The 26942-nt window shown below is 36.3% G+C and carries 28 protein-coding genes, 1 tRNA gene and 3 pseudogenes; 3 read left to right on the top strand and 29 right to left on the bottom strand.

Features of this window, described 5'->3' with window-relative positions:
• Positions 1 to 18 precede the first annotated feature (18 nt).
• Both G7Y42_RS00160 and G7Y42_RS00155 read right to left on the bottom strand, forming a co-directional pair.
• Entirely contained in the window at positions 19 to 2274 is a 2256-nt protein-coding gene (locus G7Y42_RS00160) for a Cna B-type domain-containing protein (protein ID WP_165002728.1), read from the bottom strand.
• Between the two features lie 488 nt (positions 2275 to 2762).
• The gene (locus G7Y42_RS00155; RefSeq protein WP_165002726.1) at positions 2763 to 3056 is read right to left on the bottom strand and encodes a bacteriocin immunity protein; all 294 of its coding nucleotides are present in this window, start codon (positions 3054 to 3056) and stop codon (positions 2763 to 2765) included.
• A gap of 311 nt (positions 3057 to 3367) precedes the next feature.
• Between G7Y42_RS00155 and G7Y42_RS00150 the strand changes: the two genes are divergently transcribed.
• Together G7Y42_RS00150 and G7Y42_RS00145 are read left to right on the top strand one after the other, a co-directional pair.
• Positions 3368 to 4000, top strand: coding sequence for a pentapeptide repeat-containing protein (locus G7Y42_RS00150; protein ID WP_165002724.1), 633 nt, complete (start codon positions 3368 to 3370; stop codon positions 3998 to 4000).
• 100 nt (positions 4001 to 4100) lie between these two features.
• Positions 4101 to 4739: a CPBP family intramembrane glutamic endopeptidase gene (locus G7Y42_RS00145; RefSeq protein ID WP_165002722.1), complete on the top strand. Its 639-nt coding sequence runs from the start codon at positions 4101 to 4103 to the stop codon at positions 4737 to 4739.
• A gap of 358 nt (positions 4740 to 5097) precedes the next feature.
• Here G7Y42_RS00145 and G7Y42_RS00140 read toward each other — a convergent pair.
• The 25 genes and pseudogenes from G7Y42_RS00140 to G7Y42_RS00020 form a co-directional block, all read right to left on the bottom strand.
• Positions 5098 to 5171, bottom strand: a tRNA-Ile gene (locus G7Y42_RS00140).
• A gap of 195 nt (positions 5172 to 5366) precedes the next feature.
• Positions 5367 to 6632: a LysM peptidoglycan-binding domain-containing protein gene (locus G7Y42_RS00135; protein WP_165002720.1), complete on the bottom strand. Its 1266-nt coding sequence runs from the start codon at positions 6630 to 6632 to the stop codon at positions 5367 to 5369.
• On the bottom strand, positions 6629 to 7048 hold the full coding sequence (locus G7Y42_RS00130; protein ID WP_206215420.1) for a phage holin family protein: 420 nt from the start codon (positions 7046 to 7048) through the stop codon (positions 6629 to 6631). Before G7Y42_RS00130 ends, G7Y42_RS00135 begins: the two co-directional genes overlap by 4 nt.
• Positions 7049 to 7113: 65 nt before the next feature.
• Positions 7114 to 7257 carry an XkdX family protein gene (locus G7Y42_RS00125; protein ID WP_165002718.1) on the bottom strand — a complete coding sequence of 48 codons (144 nt, stop codon included), beginning with the start codon at positions 7255 to 7257 and terminating at the stop codon, positions 7114 to 7116.
• Positions 7250 to 7597 (bottom strand): hypothetical protein, encoded by a 348-nt coding sequence (locus tag G7Y42_RS00120; RefSeq protein ID WP_165002716.1) that lies wholly within the window; start codon positions 7595 to 7597, stop codon positions 7250 to 7252. Before G7Y42_RS00120 ends, G7Y42_RS00125 begins: the two co-directional genes overlap by 8 nt.
• Positions 7598 to 7613: 16 nt before the next feature.
• A pseudogene (locus G7Y42_RS15185) lies at positions 7614 to 7907 on the bottom strand (DUF2479 domain-containing protein); the annotation flags it as partial.
• Positions 7908 to 8390: 483 nt separating this feature from the next.
• A pseudogene (locus G7Y42_RS00110) lies at positions 8391 to 8942 on the bottom strand (hypothetical protein); the annotation flags it as partial.
• 23 nt (positions 8943 to 8965) lie between these two features.
• Positions 8966 to 11266 carry a phage tail spike protein gene (locus G7Y42_RS00105; RefSeq protein WP_165002714.1) on the bottom strand — a complete coding sequence of 767 codons (2301 nt, stop codon included), beginning with the start codon at positions 11264 to 11266 and terminating at the stop codon, positions 8966 to 8968.
• 9 nt (positions 11267 to 11275) lie between these two features.
• Positions 11276 to 12013, bottom strand: coding sequence for a phage tail protein (locus tag G7Y42_RS00100; RefSeq protein WP_165002712.1), 738 nt, complete (start codon positions 12011 to 12013; stop codon positions 11276 to 11278).
• Between the two features lie 49 nt (positions 12014 to 12062).
• A complete protein-coding gene (locus G7Y42_RS00095) occupies positions 12063 to 15680 on the bottom strand; it encodes a phage tail protein (RefSeq protein WP_165002710.1) in 3618 nt (1205 codons plus the stop codon).
• A gap of 16 nt (positions 15681 to 15696) precedes the next feature.
• Positions 15697 to 15879 (bottom strand): hypothetical protein, encoded by a 183-nt coding sequence (locus tag G7Y42_RS15180; protein ID WP_002305377.1) that lies wholly within the window; start codon positions 15877 to 15879, stop codon positions 15697 to 15699.
• A gap of 2 nt (positions 15880 to 15881) precedes the next feature.
• Positions 15882 to 16244, bottom strand: a complete 363-nt coding sequence (locus tag G7Y42_RS00085) for a hypothetical protein (protein ID WP_002299170.1) — start codon at positions 16242 to 16244, stop codon at positions 15882 to 15884.
• A 21-nt stretch (positions 16245 to 16265) separates the two neighbouring features.
• On the bottom strand, positions 16266 to 16871 hold the full coding sequence (locus tag G7Y42_RS00080) for a phage tail protein (RefSeq protein WP_165002708.1): 606 nt from the start codon (positions 16869 to 16871) through the stop codon (positions 16266 to 16268).
• Positions 16872 to 16882: 11 nt separating this feature from the next.
• Positions 16883 to 17287 (bottom strand): hypothetical protein, encoded by a 405-nt coding sequence (locus G7Y42_RS00075; protein ID WP_002286516.1) that lies wholly within the window; start codon positions 17285 to 17287, stop codon positions 16883 to 16885.
• Entirely contained in the window at positions 17280 to 17681 is a 402-nt protein-coding gene (locus G7Y42_RS00070) for a hypothetical protein (RefSeq protein WP_165002706.1), read from the bottom strand. The genes G7Y42_RS00075 and G7Y42_RS00070 overlap by 8 nt, the downstream gene beginning before the upstream one ends.
• Positions 17671 to 18024, bottom strand: a complete 354-nt coding sequence (locus G7Y42_RS00065) for a phage head closure protein (protein ID WP_165002704.1) — start codon at positions 18022 to 18024, stop codon at positions 17671 to 17673. The genes G7Y42_RS00070 and G7Y42_RS00065 overlap by 11 nt, the downstream gene beginning before the upstream one ends.
• The gene (locus tag G7Y42_RS00060) at positions 18014 to 18325 is read right to left on the bottom strand and encodes a hypothetical protein (protein ID WP_165002702.1); all 312 of its coding nucleotides are present in this window, start codon (positions 18323 to 18325) and stop codon (positions 18014 to 18016) included. The genes G7Y42_RS00065 and G7Y42_RS00060 overlap by 11 nt, the downstream gene beginning before the upstream one ends.
• Complete coding sequence (locus G7Y42_RS00055) at positions 18322 to 19197, bottom strand: hypothetical protein (RefSeq protein WP_002286524.1); 876 nt, start codon at positions 19195 to 19197, stop codon at positions 18322 to 18324. The genes G7Y42_RS00060 and G7Y42_RS00055 overlap by 4 nt, the downstream gene beginning before the upstream one ends.
• Before the next feature lie 9 nt (positions 19198 to 19206).
• Positions 19207 to 20364: a phage major capsid protein gene (locus G7Y42_RS00050; RefSeq protein WP_165002700.1), complete on the bottom strand. Its 1158-nt coding sequence runs from the start codon at positions 20362 to 20364 to the stop codon at positions 19207 to 19209.
• A complete protein-coding gene (locus tag G7Y42_RS00045) occupies positions 20364 to 21050 on the bottom strand; it encodes a head maturation protease, ClpP-related (RefSeq protein ID WP_165002698.1) in 687 nt (228 codons plus the stop codon). Before G7Y42_RS00045 ends, G7Y42_RS00050 begins: the two co-directional genes overlap by 1 nt.
• On the bottom strand, positions 21013 to 22191 hold the full coding sequence (locus G7Y42_RS00040) for a phage portal protein (RefSeq protein ID WP_165002696.1): 1179 nt from the start codon (positions 22189 to 22191) through the stop codon (positions 21013 to 21015). Before G7Y42_RS00040 ends, G7Y42_RS00045 begins: the two co-directional genes overlap by 38 nt.
• Positions 22192 to 22210: 19 nt before the next feature.
• A complete protein-coding gene (locus G7Y42_RS00035; RefSeq protein WP_165002694.1) occupies positions 22211 to 23905 on the bottom strand; it encodes a terminase TerL endonuclease subunit in 1695 nt (564 codons plus the stop codon).
• On the bottom strand, positions 23883 to 24197 hold the full coding sequence (locus G7Y42_RS00030; protein WP_165002692.1) for a P27 family phage terminase small subunit: 315 nt from the start codon (positions 24195 to 24197) through the stop codon (positions 23883 to 23885). Before G7Y42_RS00030 ends, G7Y42_RS00035 begins: the two co-directional genes overlap by 23 nt.
• Positions 24198 to 24299: 102 nt before the next feature.
• Complete coding sequence (locus G7Y42_RS00025; RefSeq protein ID WP_165002690.1) at positions 24300 to 24581, bottom strand: hypothetical protein; 282 nt, start codon at positions 24579 to 24581, stop codon at positions 24300 to 24302.
• 4 nt (positions 24582 to 24585) lie between these two features.
• Positions 24586 to 24930 carry an HNH endonuclease signature motif containing protein gene (locus G7Y42_RS00020; RefSeq protein ID WP_002305386.1) on the bottom strand — a complete coding sequence of 115 codons (345 nt, stop codon included), beginning with the start codon at positions 24928 to 24930 and terminating at the stop codon, positions 24586 to 24588.
• Positions 24931 to 25233: 303 nt separating this feature from the next.
• Between G7Y42_RS00020 and G7Y42_RS00015 the strand changes: the two genes are divergently transcribed.
• Positions 25234 to 26390 (top strand): IS3 family transposase gene (locus G7Y42_RS00015; RefSeq protein WP_165037790.1). Its coding sequence is split into 2 segments (ribosomal slippage): positions 25234 to 25492 and positions 25492 to 26390, totalling 1158 coding nucleotides; the frame shifts between segments, so codons are not numbered across the junction.
• A gap of 34 nt (positions 26391 to 26424) precedes the next feature.
• Here the strand turns inward: G7Y42_RS00015 and G7Y42_RS00010 are convergent.
• The gene (locus G7Y42_RS00010; RefSeq protein ID WP_165037787.1) at positions 26425 to 26565 is read right to left on the bottom strand and encodes a hypothetical protein; all 141 of its coding nucleotides are present in this window, start codon (positions 26563 to 26565) and stop codon (positions 26425 to 26427) included.
• Positions 26566 to 26873: 308 nt separating this feature from the next.
• A pseudogene (locus G7Y42_RS00005) lies at positions 26874 to 26942 on the bottom strand (autolysin); the annotation flags it as partial.

The following is a 26942-nucleotide window of genomic DNA, read 5'->3' as shown; positions in this document are numbered from 1 at the left end:
AAATACAGAACAGCTTTTTCACAATCGCTTTCTCATCCACAGCCCACCGCTAATCATGACCAGTAAAATACCAGACATAAGCATGGACATTGATTTCTCACTGCCTGTTTTAGGAAGTTTCCCGGTGGAAGTCTCTTTTTTCTTTTCCTCATGTTTGTCGGCAGTATTCACCTTATTGAACACATCATAATGATTGACGTTGGTTAACTCTTGTTTGTTTTGATGGATGAATGGTGTATAGAAAACCGGATGGTCCACTAGCTTTTTCTCATCAAAATTGACTGGATTCTCTGATTTTGATACTTCTTTCATCTCCTCTTTGACAGATGGGGTTGTTTCGGGTTCCTTTTTCTCCGGTTCCGGATTTTTCGTTGATGGCGTCTCTTTTCCATCTTCTTTGACTTTTTCTGTTTTTGGAGGAATATAGCTATTTTTGATATTGTAGCCCTCGATCGTTGTTTCATATCCTGATACGGCATCTTCTGTCACAGTATAACTGATTTCCTGGCCGTCCTTATATTTTGGCAAGTTCGCAAAATGATAAGCCCATCCATCTTTTTCGCTGACTTCTTCTCGTTGGATTTGTTCGCCATCTGCCCATAAATTCACGGTGATAGTGGCAGGACGCTTGCCCGCTTCATTCTCATTATCTTCCCATGTTTTTTGGCCATCAATCGAAACCGTTTCTATGTTTCTGTTTGTCACAACGAGTCCATTTTCTGTTTTTTGGTACCCTTCTGGAACAAAATCGTTTCCTGCTTGATCGACTTCCTGTACTTTGAAGCGATAAGGATTTCCGCTATCATCGTATTGTTGGATATCTTGCCAAGTCACTGAAGTCACGCCGTCATCTAGCCGTTTCATTTCTGCTTCTGGTACTTTCTCCCAGCCATTTATGCTTTCTCTGAATAATTGGAAATAAATACTTGGTCTCGGAGATTGTCCGCCGTCCCAACTCTTATTCGCTGTGATATCTGCGACTTTTTTCTGGTTATAGATCGGCAGATGTACGCCTTCAGTATCATTTTCATTGATAGTAAATCTCAATTCAGAAACTTGTAGAGGATCGAAATCGATCCAATCAGGGGCTTCTTTTTCTTTTACGAGATAATCACCTACTGGCAAGCCTTTGATATCTGCTTCTCCTAGTTCAGTTGTCGTTAACAGGATACTGGCTTGACCTTGAATCAGTCGTTCATCTGCTCGTCTCAATTCAAATGTGACCCCGGGAATACCGATTTCTGTTCCATCGATATATTTAGAGATTTTCAATTCGCCTCTAACTGTACCGTTGATGCCGCCAGAAGCTGAAATATTTTTGACTGTATGATCAAAACTTTCACCTTCGACTGCTGGTTTATTGAATTCTTTGAACCAGGCATTCGAATGATTGTCAAAATTTTCTTGTCCAGGATTTTCTATCGTTGTCTTATAGCTGACCAGAATTTTTCTAAGATTCACGAGATTTTTCGGGATCGTGATCTCAATATTATTCTCATCTACTGAATAATTGAATACAGCACCTGGAAAATCTTGTAAGAATTGCTGGATTCCCTCTTCTCCCCGGTAGACTTTCTGTACACCTAGATGGTTTTGGGATACTTCAAAGGTGCTTGGCTCTAACCTTTGTCCGCTTTGGATCGCATCAGTGATCCTAACTTCCTGCTCTACATACGATGCGTTATTATTGATATTCAAAAACCAGCGGATATGCTGGGTATCTTCTGGAAGCATGTCGCCAGTTTTATAGTAAAATACGCTGGCAGATCCCCCTGAAGCCGGCTTTTTCACATTGACAGTTGTGCTTTGGTCCCCACTTGTGATCACTAATGCGCCAGTATTTTCTTCAGCTGTGTCTGATATATTTCTTGCTTGGATCTCAAATTGGCCCCAGCCCTCTACAGCATCCAGGTTTTTGATATTGTCATTGAATATCACTTGTGCGGAATCTTTTTTGACGATCAAAGTTCCAACATTTTTTCCTTCGATCACCAAAGGAATTTCTTTCTGAAATCCTTCGCCTCGAATACTTCCTTCACTTGGCCAATGGATCAAGAGATAATCTCCCGGCTGGATATTCTGTGCTTTTTCATCAAAGGTAAACTTTACTTTTACATTCTCCCCATCTCTAGCATCTGCCGGATCTACACTCAACGATGTGACGTTCTTGCTAATATCTCTCCCTGCGTCCGCATGAGCTGACCTCGGCGTCAACGATACGATACTAGATAAAATAAATAACACAGTTAAACAAATGTTTCTATACTTCCCCATTTTCCATCTCCTTCTATAAATTCAAACATGCATCCAATGTCAACCTATCGATTGGCGGTTTATCCCTGGCCTTAACAACATTGTTTGCTCCATTCATCCCAACAATCAAACAAAAACGATGGATTTTACCAAGTAATCTAGCCAATGATAGGTCATACTAAAAAATCCTTTATCTATTTCTTCTGAAATACACCATTTCAGAATACTTTCATTTTATTTTACCGAATGTTTTCATTTTTACAATTTACATTTCCGATTTTTTTCTTACAAAAATGTAACTATAAAAAACAACGTTAGTTACTTAAAAAAAGCTATTCACAGCCTTTTATTATTTTATAAACTATATTCTTTTTGACATTGACCGAATGAACCTTACAAAAATAACACTCATTTCTTTATTTAAAAGAAAAAAACTGTAGATAATGATCATCTATACGATCATTGTCCACAGTCGGTCATTACTACTTGCTGAGCAATACTATTTATGTCTATCCAAATGTGATAGTTGTTGCAGCCAGCCCTTTTCCCAATTCTTTTTCAAATTTACCTATCGTTGCTATTTCCAGATAGAATGGTGAGACCGGTTCTGATAGCTCCCCTTTGATTGCCATCGGACGAAGCTGGCGTTCTAAATCGTTCATCACTCTAGGGAAATAATGGTCCTTTTCCAACTCTGTTTTTGCTTTGATCAATCTGGAACGCTCGACTTCTTTGATTTTTGGATTCAATACTAAATCATATAATTTGAGTATCATGTCTTCTCTATCGTTATTGTTTGCCATCATTGATCCCTCCTAGTTCAACCATCATGCTCTCATAGAAAGTATACGCCACTTCTGATTCTTTTTCAAAACGTCCAGTGCTTGCACATCTAGCTTTAGAGAGGCATTCTTTGAAAAACAGCGTATCTTTTATTTATTCTAATAATTCCATTAAAATTAGCAGTATTTTATGTCTCTCAGGGACATTCTCAGCACTTTAAAAAAACAACGACGCGATTGTTATCGAAATATGCCTAAAAACCTCTCATTTTTTGTTCATGTAAATCGGCTGTCCTTTTGCTACTATGAAGCTATGAACGGAGGTAATAAACATGATTGATCCTAAAGTAAACGAAACAGGCGTAATGAAAGGTTCATTCTTCCAGATTTATGAGAATGAAGATTTTGAAGTGGAAAAGATCCTTTCCGAAAATGAGCGGATTGAAGGTCAGACGATCGATCATCCAATGATCTATAAATGTATTTTCAGAAATGATTTTTTTGATTCCAATGATTTCCAACGGCTTGAAGCAACAGATTGTATCTTTGAAAACTGTGATTTCTCAGGTTGTTTATTGGCTAAAAGCATGTTTCATCGTGTCCAGTTTATCAACTGCAAATTCACCGGGACGAAACTGACGGAAAGCTATATAGGAAATACGCTATTTGAAAATTGCAAGATGGATTATGCTAATTTGTCCGATTCTAAAATAAAAGCCAGTGCTTTTGAAAGTACTATTTTAACGAGTGCGGATTTCATCGATTGTTCGCTGACAAAAACAGTTTTTTCCAGCAATGATCTTGATGAAGCTAGTTTTTTCAATACGGATTTAAAAAATATCGATTTGAGCAGCAATACATTCGAAACGATTGACGTACGAATGGAACACCTAAAAAACTGCACCTTGAATCAGTTACAGGCAGTTCAATTTGCCAGAAAATTTTTGCAAGTAAAAATCGTATAGCTGTGCCAAAATGAATATTCATAAAAAAACATTGCCTATTTTAACTATTCATGTATACTAGCTCTATCTTCCAAAAATTGAATAACTAGGGGTTACTAACATGAATCATATTTTAGCAAAAAAAATAGATCCAACAAAGACAGTTCTTGGCACAATCATCCTTGCTGCAGGTTTATTAGGGCTGTTATATGGGCCATCTCTTCTCAGTATATTTTCTTTGACTGTCACCGGACTCATAGGTATTGGGGTTGTCTACGGAAAAAAAGAGTTACGGAATATATTTTCGAAGCCCATTGCTCCAGTCAAAAATATTCTCAAATATTTTTTTATCAACCTTGTAGTCAGTTTCCCAGTCTCAATTATTCTGCAGTACATCTTGAAATGGGACTTGACTAGTAATCCAGTCAATGAAGCCTTCAGTCCTTTATTGTTTTTGATTTTGCCGGTCATGCTGTTAGGTGAGGAATTATTCTCTATTTATTTTCTTTCTATTTTTTCTAGTAAATTCAGCTTACCGGTGTCTAGTATCCTGTCTGCTATCATTTTTGGATTGATTCATTATAGTACGTATAATAACGGGAATATTTTTCACACACTCGTACACATCCTTTTGATCCAGGGAGTGGCTAGATTGGTTTTCAATCAAGCGGTCATCAAAAGTAATTCTATTTTGACAAGCTGGGGCGTACACGTTCTGTTCGATTTTTCAGCTATCCTGATTAGTGTCTTTTTGTCATAGAAGTTCATGGGATCTGATTTCTAAAAGACGAGCTTCACATTTCAGGAGAAACCGATTAAAAAAAGCGAATAACAAAAAAGACAGATCGATCAACGGATGAACATCCACGACCAATCTGTCTTTTCTAATGATGCCAGCTATAGGGAAATACATTTAAAATACGTTGTTATACGTTTGAAAAAATACGGTTATTTCAGAAATCTATATATATATCTTGTATGTGTTGAAATTTTTTTTGGCACATAATTTGGCACAAGTAAAAAAGCTACTCAAAAGAGTAGCAATGAAAAATATGCATTGATTTGTACGATATCCTTCATAGAAATTCTATCACAGAAATATTTACATTACTATAGTATGTACCCTGTAGGACTCGAACCTACGACCGGACGGTTATGAGCCGTCTGCTCTGACCAACTGAGCTAAGAGTACAAGTTGTTGCCACATAAAGCCATAAAACGATCATCCAGTTAGAATGTGTGGCAACAAACCTGTTACCGCATATCTTGGAGTGTGACTATCTATGGGTGATAGTGAAGATATGCGATAACATCACTATTTTATCTAATGATTTTTATAGTTGTCAATACAGTTATGTACCGCCCCTCATCGAGGGACCTTTTTTCACTATGATAGTACTTGACCTGGATAAATCAAATTAGGATTTGATAATCCATTGCGCTGTGCCAGCGCTTGATACGTTGTGCCTAACTTAGATGCGATTGATGATAAATTATCGCCTGATCGAACAGTGTATTTTCTAGTAGTACTTGCTGTTCCGCTCACTTTTAGAACTTGTCCAGCGTAGATAATATTCGGATTGCTTAGTCCATTTAATGAAGCAAGTGTTTTATACGTTGTTCCATATTTTGTAGCAATTGAAGTTAGTGTTTCTCCATATTGAACGACATGAATTTGGCTAGCAGCTGATGGTTTATCTGGAACAGTTGTAGAATCCGGCAAAATTTCTACATTTGATTTATCAATCCAAGATAAAATATTTGCAAGTAAAACTTTGTTGCCATTTACCTGTTGAACCTTGTAGCTTTCTCCTTTTACCCATTGCGGGATCGCTTCTCCAGTTGCCCAGTTTTTCGCTGAGAAATTCACTTTCACAGTGTCGCCCACTTTAATTTCTGATTTTGGTGTATCATTAGCTTCTTCCCCTGCATCCGTTGCTGGAGTGTCTGTTGCTGGTTTATCTGAACCAGTATAACCATTGTCTGTAATACCAGTTAAATCGATATTACCATCTAATCCACCAGCAATATAAGTTGAGGTAAATTGATAGATGCCGATACCGTCCAGCGATGGAAAAATATTCCAGTTAGGAGTTGGCGTTACATTATAATCAGGATAAGCAGAGATCCATAGAGAGTCTGGAAACTCTTTAATTACTTGCTGATAATAAGCATTAGCCAATAAGAACGGCTTTCCTGAATAAAGCATTGGAGTATATCCCGCTGCTTTAATTCGACGCATACCATAAAGAATGGCGTCCGTATTTGCTTGTTTATTAGAAGATGCTCCTCCCTCAAAATCAATCGCTACAATTGAACCTTTAGGCGTTTGAATCTTTGGTAAGAAATAATCCATCGTTTGTTTAGCAATCGCTTGAGACCCCCACACATCCCACCAAATATAGGTGTGCGCTCGTTTACCTTGAGCAATCGCAGAAGCAACTTGCGTAGAGTACGTCCATTGATCATATAAACTGGCCCCGTTATAACCACCAATCTGAGCGATTGCAAATTTATCATGGGCATACCCAAATCTTCCATTTTCTCCTTGATAAACTGCCCAATCTACTCCATGATCACCTTTAGCAGCAAATACATTTACAGGCAACAAAAAAAGAGCTACAAGAGCTCCTACAAAGATTTTCTTTTTCATTTGGTTCCTCCTTGGTCTTTATTTTCAGTATCATTTCGTATTTGTTGGAATACCTCTTTTAACTTATCAGGTAAAGGAAGGAATACCGAAATGTTTTCTAAAAAACTAATCCCTTCATTTGCAACATAGAACATAATAACTATTTCTCTTAGAGGTATAGAATTCCCAACGATTTTCTGTACTTCAACCGCAACGGCAATCACAACGAAGATTAAGACTTTCTTCAACAATCCTTCGAAACCTATCTCACTACTTATTTCTTTCAATTTCCATGCCTTAGCAAGTCCAGTTAAGAAGTCCACACCCACAAGAAAAATTAAAACATGTAATATATTGTCCATCCCTCCCAATAAACCAACAATTGTCCCACCTATCACCCCTGTCATTACTGAGAGTGTATTTAAATATTTTTCCAATATCTATTTCTCCTTTATGCAAAAAAGCGCACTCGTTTGAGTACCATATTTATTTAACTTTGTGCTTAATCAATAGTCTTACCAGTAATTTGCTTGTATTGTTCTTTGGGTGAACAATTCATGTTTACATAGTCCAGTAAGTCTTGCTCTGTATAACATCCCCAATCATAGAACTGCTTTATATTTTCAAAGCCTGGAAAACTATTCATTTCCTGTCCCTCCATTCTTAAGATTTGCGACTTCCATCGTTAATTGAGCAAGAATTTTTTGCATTTTTTCTTGTTCTTGTATTGATGCTGTCAACTGTTTTGTTAGTAAAGCATTTAATTGTTTTAACTGATCAACTTCTTCAACATTATCAACTGCTGTGCCTTTCTTCTCTTCCTCAGTCGCAAACTCACTCCATTGATTTTTCTCAAAATCAAATTTCGGTTTCCAATTGGGCACTGGTGGAACAATTTCTGTGCAACCTTCTGGTATGTTTTCATGATCGTCAATAATGATTTGTTCAAAGCCATAAGGTTCAATTGGTCTATATGCTGCCTTCATATCGATTCACGCCTTTCTAAATCGTGTAAGTAATTGCAAAGGTATAATCAGATGCATAACTTGAGTTTCTTCGCCATTTAATTGCTCCATCTGCACCAATGGATAATTGAGCACTGTTCAAGGTAGAACGATCTATCGACCCTACCAGTTGTTCAAAACTAATTGGTGGCCGATATTCTTCTGGAATTGTTAGTATCGTTGAATCATTTCCACCACTGCTTTTCCCATTCAACGCAACAAAATAAATAGTGACGGTTTTTCCTTCACGATAGAGCCTGGCAGTTCCTGTATTGCCATTGCTAACTGACAAATTAATAATTTCATACTTATTATCATCGACAGTTAGTACACTTTTACCTTTTACAGTAACGTCACCTGAGAAATTTTTATTCCCGCCAATATCTTGATCACTAGTAAGATTAACTATTTCACTCGCAAGAGCTATTTTTTTCCATTTACCCCATGTCGGAGGATTTCCGGCAAAAGTTCGCATATAAACAGAAGTATTGAATTCATATTTTTGGATAATTACTGCAGCATCATTATAAACAGTTAAAATTCCATACAGGTTGCCTGTATAAGGCATATTTGGGCCCGATGCAGCTGCGCAATAATAAATGCCGCTTTCAGTTATATCATTCCAATCTTGAGTAGTTATCTGCGTATTTTTGAAAAGCAAAGGACCCGCTTCAAGACTTTCTTGCGCTACGAATGTTTGACTAGCTTCTTCGTATTTTGAGTCTGTGTAACCTTTGCTTGTCTTCAATACTTCATCTTTCCAAGCATCTAAATCTAATGCTGCAATCTGTTCTTGTAGACCGTCCATCTGTGTTTTTAGTTCTTTTGCTTTTCCAGACATTGCATTTAAATCATTTTGGATTTGACTCGATTGGTTTACGATCTCAACCATAAAATCTTCAAATGTTTCATTGTATTTTTTTATGAGTGCCTCCAATTGGGAAACATATTCATCGGCTTGGCCTTGCGAAATGTCAGACACTCCTAGTGAGAAAAAAATGATGTCTTGCGTTGTTAAAATTTGATCATCTTTTCTATATTCTACATAGCAGCGTTTATAATACCCTGCTTCACTCATAAATGTGCCATCAAGAGAAAATGTGACTTCTTCACTAGTTACACTAGTAGCGACGCTATCTACGTAACGGTTAGATGGTGTTGTTCCTTTTAAAATAAATGTTCCGTCACTCGTATCCATCTGCAAGCCATTTAAATATGGTTTAACCGTCACCGTAATCCCTTTATCACCTTGACGAGCCATAATAGCTTTGGTGTAGTTTAATTCTTTGCTGAAATCTAAAGCCAAATTATATAAACTGCTAGCCATTTATATACCTCCTTGTCTTCATTTTAAAAATGTTTTTGATCAAGCGCTGTGTTATCATATGTTGTATCCTCTTTTAATCTAATATCTTCATATCCTAGACGGTGTGCCACTAAATTCCATCTAACCAATACGTTTGGCTTACTAGTTTCAATGATGAAATGGTCAATATCTTCATGAGTAACCGCACATAAAACTAGTTCTGTAGGTGTCACATGTGTCATATATCGACTTAAATTTACTGTCTCGGCAAACATAGGGTCAATATCAACACGAACTTTTCCATCTTCACCAGTAACGGCTTCCCCATAATCAGCAAAATAATATTCTGGCGTTTCATAAGCGTTCAATAAACGTTGCCCGTACGACTCTGTATGAACTGTTGAGTTTTTAGTACCATATACTCTAAGATCTTTATTAAATACTACGCTACCCTTAAATGAACTTGTTTGGTCAGTCGGTCTTATTTCCATAGATGGAAGACTTAACACGCCGTTTTGCCATTTCATTATATAACCGCCACCGTGTATAGCCCATCCGTTACCTCTAGTTAGCTTTAGTGCTGTTGAATTGCCTGAGCCTGAATGTAGTTCATCAGTTAAAGTAAACTCACTGACATTCATATACATTCTAGCAGCTGTAGAAGAACCTCGGGCACCATTTGACCAAATTGAAAATGCTCTATCTCCATTGTGGTCATGAATTGTAAATCCGCCTTGTTCTTGAATATTTACAAAAAGTTCACCTAAATTTGCTTCGTTGGTAACCGCAGGGTCTAATGAAATAACTTGTTTATTTACATTTTTATTAAACCATTTTAACGAACCGTTATCTAAGGTTATTCTAAACGTGTCACTTTCGCTAATTAATGTAGAACCTTTGATAGTTACCCCTTCAATGTTAATAGCCTTCAACACACCAGCTGTAATAAACGAGGCATTGAACCCACCATCAAGTGTCCATGCTGTTTCATATGTTCCGTTCACTCCCGTTTTAGAAAAACCAATACCTTTTTGATTGATTTGCAGAACATTTCGCGCTGTGTTTTTATCTGGAGTATCCATAATCAAAATACGGCTAGGTGACTCCTTAGGGTCTAACAACACATATCCACCCGAGTTACCTGTAATTAAATCCGTTTGATGATCGACGATATCATTAATTAAATCGCTAATTTCTCCACCATTTTTCAATTGATCAATGGCATCATTAATCAAATTACTTACATTATTTTCTGTATTTTCTAAGAAGTTTGTTTTGACGTTTCCTACAACTAGCTTATCGTATGAATTGGTTAAAACGTTAAACGTATATTCCACGATTCTCGCTGACATATTCACTTTTAACTGTGGATGATACACATCTACTCCGTCACCCATCGAAACTTTTTCTAGATCAACAAATTTTTCATAGCCTCTTTGATGCCTCAATGGTACTAATTCAATCGAACCACTCACTTGTGGTTTTTGTTTATCTATGTTTGTTTTCAACCAGTCTTTAGCAACTTCCCTTAATGTGGCTACATCAGTCGCTTTGTCTTTAAAATCAACAAAAGAAACATATCCAGCAGGATAATCATCTACGTAATCCGTGAAAATAACTTCTTCTGGTAGAGTGACCTCGTCTTCTCCTTCTGACGAACTGCTAATGAATGGATAAACTCCAACTAAAACACTTTGAGCATCTATCTCTAAGTCAAGACCAGTTAAGTTTTTAGTATAAATCGCTTTGATTTTATGATCCGTGCCTAGCCTTGTTTCGTGATGTAATGTATTATTATCTTTTAGAAATTCCCCATGGAATCGATCTAGAATAGATCCCTCTTTTCCACCAAAGAATTCTAAAAAATTCGCCTTTTCTATCTTCACATTAGCAAGCGTATCTACTAATGACGAGAAAGAAAACTGCGAAGGGATAGCTGGTTTCGCTAAAGCTTTTGCGTTTTGCCATGCCTGAGTAGCAGTGATCTTTTCTGTTCCACTGTCATATTTATTCAACACCGATTTTCTTATATCATTGAAAATAGGTTCAGCTTTTACTTCTATCGTATTGCCTATTACAGAAGTCTTTGCATAATAAATCCGTAGACGCTGTTTTGCTCGATTTTCATCTACATAACACTGAATAATACGTCCTTCTACAATCAAATCTGCATTAGTTCCGCTTATTGGATAAGTACCCTGAAATATCTCGGCTCCGTTTAGTTTATTGCTAACAGTGGCTGTTAACCAGTCTGATAAAGCACCTAACCCTTGTGTATCATATAAATGTTCAGTTAAATTATTTGCGTCATTTTTATCGTAAATAGTTATTAAATTATCGATCATCTATTTCACCTACCTTAACCCGTTACGATAAATTTGTATTTTGCTCAAACCAGTGCAATTAAAATGATTGATATCCACTTGCAATGTCGGATATTGCATGGTCTTCATTTTGTTGGACCGATCTAAAATATCTCCGTCCGATTGCTCTTCGTAGCAAAGCATCAAATCACTGTCAATGACTACCTCAGTTCCTGCTACTAAGCCTTCGAAACTAAACACATAATCATTTAAAATGAACTGACATGAAGTAGCTGAAGGAGTGATGATAATCTTCGGAAAACTTTCTTCTAAACTATTATTCAGCAAGTTAAATGACTGTGGTTTATCTACGGTTATAGGTACGTCTTCTTGGACTCTTGCGAATGGTTTCGCAGTAATGTTTACATCGAACTCTCCCCATTCAACGATATCGTTTTCTGCATCCCCAATATCGATAGTCTGGATAACATAATAGACATTGGGATCATCAGAGAATTCTAATTTCTTTGCATAGTTTAACCAATGACGCATGATATAAAACGATTGCTTAAAAGCTTGATGGTCTTCCACATCTTCTAAGTAGTTATAGTGCAATGTAAACGACATGTCTTCAAACGAGTAATCTTGTACTAAGCCACCTAACCTTCCTAAAACAGAAGTTTCAACTCTCTGTCTTTTTGGAGAAGGTATGGTTGGTCTTTCAGCTAAAGCCAATTTATGCAAATAATCAGGAAATCCATCGATTATAGAATGTATACAATCAGTCATTTTTTCACATCCTTTTTAATACTAAAAAACAGGAGAAATACTCTCCTGTTTAACGCCATGCCGAAGCATTATCATTTTGAACTTTTGTAATACTATCAATGATTTGTTGAGTTGTTTGCTTCATAGTAACTTCATCTGCGTTACCATCAATTGTGAAATTGAATTCGTAATTATTCACAGGTTGAATCGTTTGTGCTCTAGATGAAACTGAGGTGCTACTCAAGATACGATCACCAATTTCTTGCAGCACAGATCTTTTCAAAGGTAAAACTGCTTCAGGCCCTGCTTCACCTACACCGTTCATTCCACCTAGTAAAGTTGGTTTAGTAAAGATACCACCTTTAGCATGCCATTTTACACGCAAATGAGGAATTTGACCTTTTAGTGGGTTAAAGCTGCCTTCCATGATAAATTCTGGTAACGGAATATGTGGTATCGAAATATTCAGATTATCAAACATTCCGCTGATTGCATTCCTAATCCAATCAATTGGAGCACTAATAGTCTTTTTGATACCTTCCCATATGTTAGCAATCGTACTTTTAACATTATTGAATATGCCGGAAACAATACCTGTTAGGTTTGACCAACCGCTTGAAATTGCATTTTTTCCATCGTTTACTTTAGAGCTAATGGTACTTGTAATTCCATTCCAAAGATTTGAAGCAGTATTTTTGATACCGTTCCAAACGCCACTAATCCATGAAGATATGCTATTCCAAACACTTTGAATTACACTATTTGCTGTATTTGTAGCATTGTTTATACTGCTTGTCACACTATTCCAGGTATTTGATGCACTATTCTTGATAGCATTCCATTTATCAGTTAACCAGCTTGTGATGGCAGTCCACACGCTGATTATGCCGTCTTTTGTTGATTGGACTAGATTATAAACTATAAGCTTTATACTATTCCATACGGTACTAGCTGTACTTGCTATTGTATTCCACGTACCAGTCAACCAAGTAACAACACTATTCCAAATATTTATAATTCCATCCAAAATAGCATGGGATAAATTAATAATAAAATCTTGAATAGGTTGCCATATTGCAATTGCCGTTTGAGAAATAGTATTCCAAGTGTTTGTTAATACAGTTAGAATATTATTCCACACCATTGTTAATGTATTTTGTATGTTTTCCCATATACTGGAAAACCATGTCACAATAGGATCAAATACATTATGCAATGTAGTAACGATATTATTCCATGTATTCGTTAGGAAATTTGTCATGCTATTCCATGTATTACTTAAGAACTCAGAAATAGGAGTCCAAACAGCTTGCCACGCTACATAAAATAGCTGTTTAGCTACATCAAAAATACCTACGATAACATTAATAGCCGCTTGAATAATTGATGTGATGAATGTCCATGGTATTTGCACAATACCCACAATATCATCCCATATGATTGACCAAACTTTTTTAACGCCATCCCAAACATTTGCTGCCCAATCAACAAAATTCTGCCAAGTTTCTTTTACTCCTTGCCAGATGTTTGATGCGCCTTCGGTTAAAGACTCCCATAAGTTATTAAACCATTCAGTTAATCCTTTCCATAAGTCTTTTACATCACTAACAAACTCGCTCCAAGTCTCTTGGACTCCTTGCCAGATATTGGAAGCCCCTTCGACTAATCCGTTCCATAACTCTCCAAACCAATCAGAAACACCTTGCCAAATATCTTGAACCCAATCTACAAATCCAGACCAGGTTTCTTTAACTCCATCCCAGACTGATGAAGCTCCGTCTTTTATGCTTTTCCAGGTATCACCCAACCAATCGGTGAATTTTTTCCATAAATCACTAAACCAGTCAGTGATTGCGCCCCAGTTCTGAAACGCTGTGATTACAATCGCTATTACAGCTGCAACGCCCGCTATAATTCCTATTATTGGCAGCAAAACTGTAGAACCAAATGTGCCAACTATCGTAACAACTGCGGTTATAACAGGAGCTAATGTGCTTAATAATGCTAGAATTCCTCCAAGAGCTAAAATGAAATTTTTCATTGGTCCATCAAGTTTACTCCACCATTCGGCTAATCCTTGCAAAGCTTTCGCGCCTGCTTGTAACCCTTTGATAAACACAGGCAATATATCTTCACCCAACGAGGCATAAAAATCTTCTAACGCTTGCTTTGCTCTTGTCATTTGGTTTTCTAAACCATCAGACTCCCTACTAGCCTGACCTGTAGCACCGGCTAATTTTTGCATATCTTCAGCATATTGAACTCGAACTGCTTGCTTGGTAGCCTCATCTAAATCAGACCATTTTTGCGTTTGTGGACCTAATTCTTCATTTATTTTATCTTGCGCGTCTTTAAGTTTTAAAGCAGCCTCTCTTGCTTCTAAAGATCCTTCACCATGTTTCTTAATAGCATCAGCATACTTAGATTGTGCTTTTTCAACAGCTAACAATGACTCTTCACTGGCTTTTTTTGCTCCTTCAGTCGCTGGTATCAAATTATGCTTAACAGCATAAGCTGCCATTTGAGTATCATTAGCAAATAAACCTATTTGCTCCCCACCTTCGTAGTTCCCTTTTATAAATGAATTAAGAGATTCACTAGCATCATCCATAGACTTATCGTAAAAAGCTGCTGCATCTGCTGCTAACTGAGTACTGTCACCAGCTAACTCCATAGCTTCTTTGGTATCATATCCAAGTCCTTTAAACATTGACGTATATTGTGTAAAAACAGGCTTGATCGTATTTGGTAACATTCCAAACTCTTCAGCCATTCCCTCAACGGCATCCTGTGCTTCCCCTTCTAAAGAGCCAAAGACTTGCTTAAATTGGGCCTGCATAGCTTGTGCTTTTCCAGCTGCTTCAATAGACTTACTACCTACATCAATAAGCTTATCTCCGATCACTGACAAGTGATCAGTAGCTTCCATTAAATTACCCATATCAAGTTTTTTGCCGATATCGTCTACTGTGGATGTATCAACGTTTTTAGCAGCATTACTTAATTCTTCGAATTCTCTTTCCGCATCATTAAGCTTAGTTTTCATATCTAAAGCTTCGGTAGATGTTTCTCCAAATTCTTTTTGTGTGGCATCTAATTGTTTTTTTAGCACTTCGATTTTTTGTTCAGCAATATCACTCTGTTTGCCGACATATTCTTGTGCTTTTGCTAATTTTTCAGATTCGGTAGCAGACTGACCAGCAGTTGCTTGCCATTTTTTATATTCGGATTCTACTAATGATGCACTTGATTTTAGGTGTTGTTGCTCATTATCTAAATCCTTCATAGTTGACTCATAGGTTTTAAATTCACCTTTAGATTGAGCCAATGCTTTACTCGTTTTATCGATATCATTAGATAACCTTTGTTGCGCTGTTTGTTGATTAATCAGTTCTCTTTCAAGTTTCTGAACTTCAGTGGAATTTTCTCCATAATATTTTTTGGCATTGGCTAAACGTTGGCTAGTTACTTCAACTTTTTGACTTTGTAATTCATACTGCTTTTCTAAAGAAGATAATTTACTTCCTAACTTGTCTGATTCAGAACCAGTCTGTTGTAATTGAGCTTGTTCTAGTTTTAATTCTGCTCTATTTTTAGTTAATTCAGCACTGATTTCTTTTAACGTAGATTTCAATCCGTCATCGTTAGCTATGAAAGTTACTTCTGCTTCTGTTCTCTTTTTAGCCATTTTTTACCTCCTTTCTTTAGTTTTTCTGGGATTGGTTTATTGCATAGTTTTTCCATCCTTCATAAGCACTCTTGTTGTAAGCCATTTGCAAAATGTCATCTAAACAGATATCGCTTAAAACCAAATCTGAAGGCATAGAAAAAACGTCGGTCAACATCGAATAGACATCGACCCACGTTTCAACTAAGAGCTTTGGCATTTTTACTTTTGAAGCTTTTTTTCCTTATTTGCTTTTTCGAATTCTTTTTGATAGGCATCTCGTGCTTGTTTGAACATCATAGTACTGTATACAGCTACTGCAACCTCCATATCAAAATCCCATTTGTCGATAAATTCATCGAATGAAATGTAATCGACCATGTTCGCTTGACGATAAGCTACATATACGGCTTTTGCACCTTGAATAACTGTAATGTCCATAGAGCCTTTTCCCATCGACATTTTTGCAAACTCGTCTGTGTTAAAATCTCTATTGATCATCAATAATTTCTTGATATTCAGTTTAGGTTCTAAATTCAAAATTGTTCCATCGTTTAGTTCAATTTTTGAGTAATCTTCGTTCATTTCGCTACCTCCGTTTTATGTTTAAGCTTGAGTCGTTGTAGTAGTGGTTGTTGAACTCTTTTTAATCACATCAGCAGATAGATTTGTCATCCATTGATCTGTTAAGTCTTCTTCAAGTTCTGCAACAATTGCTTCATGATAGAATTTACCAAATTCATCTTGCATAACTTTTGTTTCTAGTTCTAACGCAGCTACTTCATCCGCACCATTTTCAATAGAGAATGTTAATCCTGTATTCGAAGTGCATGCTAACATACCAACTAACTTGCTATTTTCCTCGAAGTCATCCACGATCTCTGCAGCAAGTGAGAAATCTTCGCCTACGGAATCAGGACCGTAAGAGTAAATGCCTGGTTTAATACGTTCATCTTGTTTCAACCCATTGAAACGTCGATAAACTTCCATCGGTACATGTGCAGTAATTGTTACCGTCATATTGATTGGTTTAGATTTTGATTTTACTTCTGCCGCTCCACATTTTTTAACCACCGTTTGCATTTCTGTTTCGCCATCTAATTGTCCGTTACAATCTGTTGCGATTGCATTTTCTGCGTTCTTAAAATTAAAAGCAATTCGTTTGATACTCACGTTATCGAACGTTGTTACTACAGTTGTTGTTTTAGCCATTGTTGTTCCTCCTATTTATTTAATTTATCGAATTGACGAATCAGAAGTTCTGTAATTGGATCAAGTGCAAGCCCTAATCCTCTTCTCATGAATTCGTCTGGCTGATTTCTTTTAGAAGTGCCTATCCCCAAATCAGGGTATTTTAAATACTCAAATTTTCTTGTAGGTCTAATGATGAAGCCTAAATTAATATATTGAGTCTTAAGTGGACGACTATTTTTTGCGTGTTGGTGTCCTCTTCTTAAATCTGCTTCAGAAACAGGAATTTTTTCCGTAATCCTATCCACTGCAATAGCCGAACCCTTCGATTTCAACGCTTCATTGATCAGTCGTTCGCTCTCGCTTGAATAGCGTTCCATCCGCACAAGAAGTTCATCATGTCCATTTATTTTTAGCTCCCAACTATTTTTAGCCATGACAATCACTCTTCAATAATCGTCTAAACGTAAATACCAATTGATCGATATAGCGATCTTGATTTTCTAGTTTTAAATGATTGGGATCCATTCTCTGAAAACGAATCGAACGATTTTGAATCAATGAAATAATATCTAGTGAATCTCCTGTTAAATCTTCTCTATTTTCTGAATAGAAAGTTAGATATAGATTTTGACCCACGCTATATTTTGGTTCAGCGCCCAGCTCTATCTCTCCTGTTTCGAGAATGAAGTAATTAAAATCCTTAGGAATCTCATCCTCGCCTACGGAGTCTTGAAAGAGTTTGAGCTCAAAATGTTCTTCTAAGGAAGTTTTGATAGCAGAAATTTGCTTATTTAAACGTTCTTTTTCTTTAGAATTATCAATCGCCATATTCGCCCACACTTTCAAGATAAAAATAGATATAAAAATTATCGTAATCGGCATAGATAACGTTGTAACGCATACTATCGATTACGATAAAATATTGATCTTTATTAAATTTTTTAGCGATTGGATGAAATGGAGTCTTTACTTTCTTAGTTAATTTCGATCCCATCGCATCCATAGCTGTTATATCACTATCTCTCATGGAAAGATTTCTAAATTTTAAAGAAGTGATTTCTGTATCTTCTACACCAATCTTTTTTCCTAGTTCATTTCTTTTGGTAGTTTGCGTCAAAATATTTAACCAACCATCGTTGAACGTTTCTTCGAGTCTACGATTATTCGCCATTCCCATCACCTGCAATATATTCTTGTAGCGCATAATGTTGAATGAAACCTAATAACTCACTAGCGAAATTTTGTTCAAACTCATCTAAAGCACGATTCCAGTCGTATCTACATCTTTCGATTAGCAATCCGTATTCTAAGCTTTCAGGAGAAAAAGAAAGAGTTGTACTCACTTTACTTTGAAGATAAACGGCATTTTTAGCTATCATCTTTTTAATTGACTCATCTTCTTCATTCCAGGTAACGTAAATATTATCCTTCACAGCTGTTAGCAATTCTTCAGTCGCTTGTTCAGGCGTCATCTAACCACCGCCTTAATTGCTTTAACATATGCGTAAGAGCATTTTTTCTTGTTTACAAATGATAAATCTTCATCAAAAGGTGTGGAAGTCACGTATCTCCCTTTGAAAAATAAATCTTCATCATTTGTTGTTACTCCAGCATTATGCAAGATTTTTACTTCTTTAACTTTTTCTATTGGGTCAGTAGCAAAACAAAAGTCTAATTCCTCGTGAACTTTAGGACCAATATTGAAATACATCATGTTCCAAAGCTGTGCCCACATCTCGGCTGTCCAGATTTGTATATTTGTTTTTTGCCCTCTAAGGTAGCGATATAGCCGATTAGAATCTAGATAAACCTTTTTCCAATAATTCGCTTTAGGACGGTTAATAACCCACTGTGCGCCTCCTGAATTAGTGTTTATAGTTTCCAAAGATTCTACTGTAACATTTACAATGTTTGCCATATCTTTTAGAATATTTTCTCCGTTTTCACAGCTTCTAATATAATCAAGACTTAGATAACTACAGCAGTCGCTACAATACCAAACATCATCTTTAGAAGGCAATTTGCGCAAATTAATTCTTTTATTGAAAATGACATCCGAATCGATATAGAAATATCGGTCGTCCTCACGCGAATGATCTTCTTCTAAATATTTCCACCATAAATATGGTTTAATCGAAGGAATATACTCTTTGTCGTCCCGCAGATCATCGTACACATGAACTTCAACGCCATATTCCTTCTCAAAAAAAATAGGAATCTGATCATCGTGTCTGCTGAAAAGCAATACGATATCTTTGATTCCTAGTTTCTTCAGATTAGTTAAACAAACTTCAAGCTCCCATTTAAACCGATTGATTGCCGGCTGACAAAGAATATACTTCATTCTGATCACCTACGCTTGTGTTGTAGTTGTTGTGGTTGTTGGTTTTGTAGTTGTAGTAGTTCCCAAAGCGCTAATATCTAATACAATGAAACTATCGTTACGTTTAGGTTGTCCATTTGCGTATTGTTTAGCTAGATAAATGCGTTCGTCTTCAACAAAATGGTATTCATCTGAAGCTTCGATTTTTAGCGTAGATCCTACACCCATGAAGTAATCTGAAGCTACCCCAATAACTGCTTTTCCTTCTGGCACAGCTGTTGACTGCAAGTCTGAAACTGGTACTGGCAATACTTGTACATATTCTCCATTAGCAGTTAGTACGGTTTTAGCTGGGAAAACTTTAGACCAGTAATCTGTTGGATTCACAATTAGGACCACATCAGAAGGATTTACATTACGATAAATCGGATCATCTACGCCTTCGATATTGAATTTTGATAGTCGTGCCATCAAACCGCCCATAGTTGCAGCATCTAAAGCTGTAATAGGTTCTGCTGTTTTTTCAGCATATTCTCCACTAGTTTGTTTGCTCATGTCACGCATCATTCCGACTGGCATATCTTTACCAGTACCATCAACAATTGCTTGTTCTAATGCAATTCTCAATGATTCTACTAAAACAGTACGGACATAACGATCTAACCATACTGGACCTAAGTCAAGCATTGCCTTACATACAGGAATATAACCTGATAGCTTGAACTGCTTCATGTTAATTACGTCAAAGCCATTATCTAAAACTTTTTTAACAGCTTCGCAAAGTTTACCCCACCATGCTGGATTGACTCCACGTGACACGATCCATTCTGTTACACCAGTTGTGTTAACAAAAGTAATTTTTTGCAATAGTGGATGAGATTGTTCTAAATCTTCAAATACGCGTTCAAATACAGTAGCTGGTACTAATTCTTCAACCCCTGCAAAACCTTCGTTATTCACCACTTCGTTATAGAATTTTGTTTCTTGCGTAGTTAACACACGCTGACCACGGTTCATTAATACTAATTGATCTTGATTTTTTGCTGTTGCTTCTTCTAAAATTTTATCCTGAATTTCCTTAGATAAACTTACCATAGCTGCGCTAAAAGATTCTTCGTTACCATCTTTAAAAGCTTTCATCAATTGGTCGCTTGCAGCTGTTACACCTTTTAAATTTTTAACTGTCATTATTTTGCATCTCCTTGTCCAAATGTTTTATTTAATGCTGCTGTAAATGCAGCAATTTTTTCTGCTCTTTTTTCTTCAACGTCATTCAAAATTTCTTCAACGCTTTGTTCTTTTTTAGCTTCAATACCTGAGTTATTTTCTGCATCGATAATTTCATCGACCAATCCATAACTCAAAGCTGTTTCTGCATCCATAAACGATTCTTTTTCAAGAAGTTCTTGCAATGCTTCATCTGTACCGTTGAATCGTGTTTTATATGAAGCCTTTACCGATTTATCAATTGATTCCAGTTGGTCAGCAATCGTGCGGAAGTCATCAACATTACCTTCTCCATATGTGGAAGCGCGGTGAATCATCAATTGCGCATTGTTGTAAATTTTTACAGTATCGCCAGCCATTGCGATAATTGAAGCAGCACTAGCGGCTAATCCGTTAATCACAACGTTGATTTTTGCTTTATTTGACTTAAGTAAGTTCCCAATAGCAATCCCTTGAAATACGTCTCCACCGTTTGAATTAATTACTACTTCAATTTCTTCTTGATCACCTAGACTATCCAAAATATTTTTGATTCCCTTGTCAGTATTCCCTTCAAAGAACCAACTAGAACCAATAAATCCCTGAATAAAAATTTGCGGTACTGTGCCTTCATTCTTTACTGCTAGAAATGTTTTCATTGTCGTCATTCGCCTCACCTCCTTTCGATACTTGTTGGTTGTTTTTAGTTATAAATATTTCATCTGCCATCGCCTTATCAGAGCGATCATTTCCAACGCGTTCTCTTCCTTCGTTGATTGTAAATACCCCATTTCTAATGCCTACATCAATAGCGTCAACCAAATCTTTGAAGCTAGTAATCTTGATCATAGTTGTATCCACGCGTACAAAATTCCCTGACAAGTATTCTTCTGCTTCATAGAGACTAGCGTTAAACGCATCCTGAATAAGTTCAGCAATCGGTATGATTTCGAACATTAAAAAAGCGTCCACTTGATCCGATAACCCACTCATGTCTCCCTTTAGTAGGTTTTTCGGAACGTGAAACGCTGCTGCTGTCATCTCAAAGATGTCATCTATTAAGTTTTTTATATCTCTTGAATTGCTTTGAAAATTTCCGCTGAAATCTTCTAAATTGAATCCTTCTTGTAGTTGGAATACTGCCCCTGCATTGTCCGCTTCCATGAATGCTTTGAACTGCGATGTCATCATTTCATTTATTTGTCCCTGAGTAGAGTTGTCTTGCGATCGGAATAAATTACCTTTCAGTACGTATCTACGAGCGTTAGAACGCTTGTAAACATTCATGGCACTAGAAATGAGTTTCCCATACGCTTGATAATACGCATCGACTAGTTGCCTGATTTGTTGATCTGCGTATTTTATATAGATAACATCACTTTCTAGAAATTCTCTATCAAGGACTATGTTGTTAATTTGCACTTGAGAAAACACATCGTCTTTCAATGCATATTCTGTGACATCCCAACTATCCGCAATAAATATTTCGCTAGAATTATTAGACGGAGAAACAATCAATACTTCATTGTAGAATATTAATCTCCTGATCAGTTTTTTTCTAAATTCTGTTGCATTATTTTTCTTATTAGGAGCTACATTCAGCCTATAGTAAAGATCATTCTTTTTATTTTTTCCATCTTCATATGACTTGAATTCCGCTTTGCTCATCGCATTTGCAATCAAATCGATACAAGTTTCAATTGCAAATTTTCGATACACAAAATCAACTTGCAATTTACAAAAGTATTCTTCTAAAGGAACCGTTGCTTTTTTTGTGAAGTATCCTACCGCCTTTTGAAAAATCCCCACTTTCTCACCTCCTTTCAAGTTAGAATACTAGAGGAGTAAATCCAGTTCCTGTATTTTCTACCGAGCTATTTGTGACTGTTACAGGAGCAGAATCATAAATATCATCTAAAAAATTCAAACCATGAAGGAATGAAAAAAAGCCATCCGTTTTTCTAGTTTCAGGTTCTATTTTTTCATAGCGTATATTTCCATTAGAAATATGCTCTTCATATACATTCATGCAGTACCAACGCATAATTACATCATCGCCAAAATATAAACGTTGATTAATAAAAAGGTCATCAACCAGATCTTTTAACATACCATGTGTAACAGATCCGCTTCGAACAATTTCCACAGTAAAACCCGCTTCTTCTAAAGCGGGCTTCAATATTTTTGCACGGTACATATCCATAGCAATTTTTTTAATGTAATATTTGTTACTCATTTCAAGAAACCAACCTACGATATAATCTGCTTCTATATTTTTTCCATGAACGATTTGTGATTTGCCTTGATCTATAGAAATATCTATAACCTCTCGTTTTATGTTCTGTAATCGAAGAGCTGATTCGTGGATAAAAGTATGTTGCGTAAAATAAACATCTTTATCATATTTTCCTAGCAACCCAACACTGGCAAAATCTCGTCTATCAGCAAAATCGACTGTTCCTATCACTTCATCCATTTTTTCAGGAAATTCTTTTTCTTTTGTATGAAGAACATCATCATATGAAGCTACAGCAAAGCGTGTATCTTCCATTGGTCTGTTCATTCGTTTCGTCATGAATGTAAGTCTTAAACCAGCATTACGTTGCATTTGAGAGTATTCTTGAAACATTTTCCGTTTTAAATCTGCATTGTAATTAATAGTTGGACAAGCTTTTTCCCACATGTCGGGATCATCAACTTCATTATCGTTATCCAAGCGACAAATAAATGGAAACAAACTAGAAAATTCTGCTCCATCCTTGTCAATTCCAAGTTCTCCAGAAAGAATCATTTTTGATTCTTCTATAATGTCATCAAGCGGACCACCACGAACATGACCATTAGTTGTATCATAAAATTCTCTATAATCCCGGATTTTACCACCACCAGAAGTAGCCACATTCATCATTGAATAATCTTCATTTTCGTGAATTTCATCAAAGCGGTTTGCTCCTGGTCGCTTACCATCTTTTGTTCTAGCGTTCGCCGTGTTATAACGAAGTTTGCTATTTGTAGCAATATTTTTAATGACTTCCTTGGTTGCTTTGAATACTTTTTTATCTAAATCAGGATGAGCTTTAATCACTTGATAGACGTCTTCAAAGCTAGTCTTGGCTTGATCTTCATTATTCGCAAAAATGTCAATATTATAATTTTTAATACCGTGTTTCGCAGTTAGTAGAAAGAAGTTGTTCCATGATGCATAACCCGTTTTGCCATTTCCTCGACCCATCAGAGTTAAGTATCTATTGAATACCAAAGTTCCATCTTTCTTCCAACGACAACCATAGATAAAACATTGTAGAAATTTTTCCCACGGAATTAATTCAAATGGAAAGTATTGTGCTGGTATATTGATTGAATCCTCTACCATCTGCTTATCGAAGTAAATATCTTCTCTAGTAAAGACTCTTTCTTCTAGATACTTTTTTAGCAATAATTGCTCTTTGCATACCTTGATAGTGCCTTCTTCTATAGCTTTGAACCAATTTTCAATATGCTTATAACTCAGGAATTGATTCATTTGCTTCACCTACCAATTCAGGAGTAATGGCAAGTTTATCCAACATCAATCCCATTTGTTTGTTGACAGAAACAAGCAACGCTACTGATTCATTCTTTTTACCATTCTCCAATCTAATACCGTTCTCGGATATATCTTCTTCCAGTGATATCGCCGTTTCCCATAAACTGATATAACGATCAACATTATCTAAGAATGGCTCAATATTTGTTTTCTGATTTTCCAATTGGCTTATTAAAGAGCGGCGTAATTTTTCTCTGTAGCGATTTTGAGACAATTCGTTTTTAAACATTTTAGCCCTCCTTTCATGATAAAGTTCGAAAAAATCTCTTTTTCTGACAGCCCCCTCCGTTTCATCACCCCCAAAAAATTTGCGATTTATTTTAAGGGGGGGTTATCTCACCATCGGAATGAAAGCTTCAGCGAAGTCAATGTAATAATTAATCTCTTCAATGCTATATCCAAAAATATTTTTTATTCTTTCAACGTTATTATCTTTATTCAACGCTTCTCTTACTTGATTCACTTTGTATTTACTGCAACAGTTATCTGATAACAGATCCCTGATACCTACATAGCGAACGTATATCAAACATTTAATTAATCCCTGAGTATAAGATGAATACTCTTCAATCTTTTCTGTGTCATACTCTCTGCCATTGTCATTGATGATCATGCACTTACCACCTTTCACTTGCATCGAAGTTAGCAAAGCTTTCTATCTTCTTCTCTTGTTTATCTAACGCTGTAAGATATCTGCCATGAACTTCATTATGATGTTCAACACATAAACAAATAAGATTATCTAAATCTAAAGCTAAGTCAGGTCTATCCTTGACTTCCTTTATATGATGAACGTTCTCTACTCTATGATACTTACCTAGTCTTCTACACTCTTGGCATTCATAGTGATCTCGTTTCATCGCTTTCTCTCTAAGCCTTCGCCATTTAGGAGACTGATAGAACTTAACTAAACGATCTTCTCTTATCAACTGTAATAGCCATCTATAGAATTCCTCGGTCATGTTCCGTCTCCTTTCGCAATCTTATTTAATGCTTAGCTATTCTTTTGCCATACAATGGAATAACCTCATTGCTTTCCTTTCGTTTGTATGTATCGCTCTTTATTGGTCTTCTATACTTTCGTACTATCTCACCGTTACCATTTTGCACAGTAATTACTTCATACTTCTGTTCTAAGTATTGCGGTCTATACATTGTCGTGCCTCCTTTACGCAAAATAAAAATGCATGTATCCTAATAAAGTGGACACATTTTTTGATATACTCTTAAACAAATAGACACAAATTTTGAAAGGACTTTTTAATATGGTAAATAACAGAAAATCCCCACGTAAATTTGACGAAGAGTTTAAAAAATCCATTGTTAAACTTCACGAAAGTGGTAAAACTCAAAATGCTTTATCTAAGGAGTACGGCATTGCTCTTTCTTCGATTTCGCGTTGGGTCAAACAATATTCCGAAGTAAAAATTGATGATGACACGATCCTTACGGCTCGTCAGATCAAACAGCTACAAAAACGAAATGCTCAACTCGAGGAGGAAAATTTAATCCTAAAAAAAGCGATTGCCATATTCACGCCTCACTCGACGAACGATTAAGAGCCATACACATTCTTCGTTATGAACACAGTATTGTTACACTCTGTCGTGTACTCAAAGTCAATCGTTCCACCTATTACAAACGTTTTTCTGGGAAAGTAGCCCCAAGAACAAAAGAAAATCAACACCTAAGAAAAGTGATCTTAGAAATTTATACTTCTTCTCAAAAACGTCTTGGTGCTGCAAAGATCCGCCGGATCCTTTTGCGTGATTATGGCATTTCGATTAGTATTGGCCGAGTTTATCGCTTGATGAAATCAATGAACCTACCAAAAATGTCTACAGTAAAACCTGTTTTCAAAAAAAGGAAAAACAAGGTTTCTTTGACACACCCTAATCATCTAAAGCAAGCGTTCAATCCACCTGCACCAAATCAAGTTTGGACTAGTGATTTTTCTTATATTCCCATCGGTAAGAAAACATTTGCGTATTTGTGTGTCATTTTAGACTTATTTTCTAGAAAAGTAATTGCTTGGACCGTAGGGTCAACGATTGATACAAATCTAGCCATTAGAACATTAGATAAAGCACTTCATTCTCGAAGTTTAATGAGTCCTGTTCTTTTTCATACAGATCAAGGGTCTCAATATACCTCTTTTGAATTTAGAAAGTTTATAGAGAATCATCCGATTGTCCATTCTCTTTCTAAACCAGGTTATCCGTGGGATAATGCCGTCACCGAAGCTTTTTTTAAATATATGAAAAAAGAAGAATTAAACCGTCGTTCATTCCATTCGATCGAAGAAGTACGGTTGGCTTGTTTCACTTACATTGAAGGATTCTATAATACCAAACGTCCTCATGGAACATTAGATATGCTTACACCAAATGAAAAGGAGGCTCTTTATTTTGAAAGTCTTTAAGTATCTTCTCTTTTTGTGTCTACTTTATTGACATCTATCCAATTACTTGTTCCAAATGTTTTTTGTACTCTTTACATACAGCTTCTTTTTGGATCAATTCTAAACGTTGTTGCTCAATAATATCAATCAACCGTTTTCGATCCATACCTTGATACTTTATTTGTTCGACTTCCATTCGTTTTCCCTCCAATACATAAATTAATAGACAGCAGCAGTTGAAAGACGACAAGAACGTGTTTAGTTTTTTGTGCGCTGCTGTCTAATCAAAATAAACAGCAACCGATGAAGAACTTAGGAGGAGTTGAATTCACATCCTTTTCTTCATATTTAGTTGCTGTCTATCTAAGAAGAAGTTTAAAACGATGAGGGAGATTTCCTCCCTTCGTTTATTTTGTCGATTCTGTTTCCTGATCTTTCGACACTATCATAATATCACTGGTAAATGGCTAAAAACCGCCATCATTCCGCCAAAAAACCGCCAAATTATTTATATGCAATTATTCTTCCGTGTTTATACGCTTCTGCGAACTCTACTAGAGCTTCCGACTTCAT

Source organism: Enterococcus sp. ZJ1622, assembly GCF_011038845.1.
In the GTDB taxonomy this organism is placed as follows: domain Bacteria; phylum Bacillota; class Bacilli; order Lactobacillales; family Enterococcaceae; genus Enterococcus_B.
This window is presented reverse-complemented; position numbering and strand designations above follow the sequence as displayed.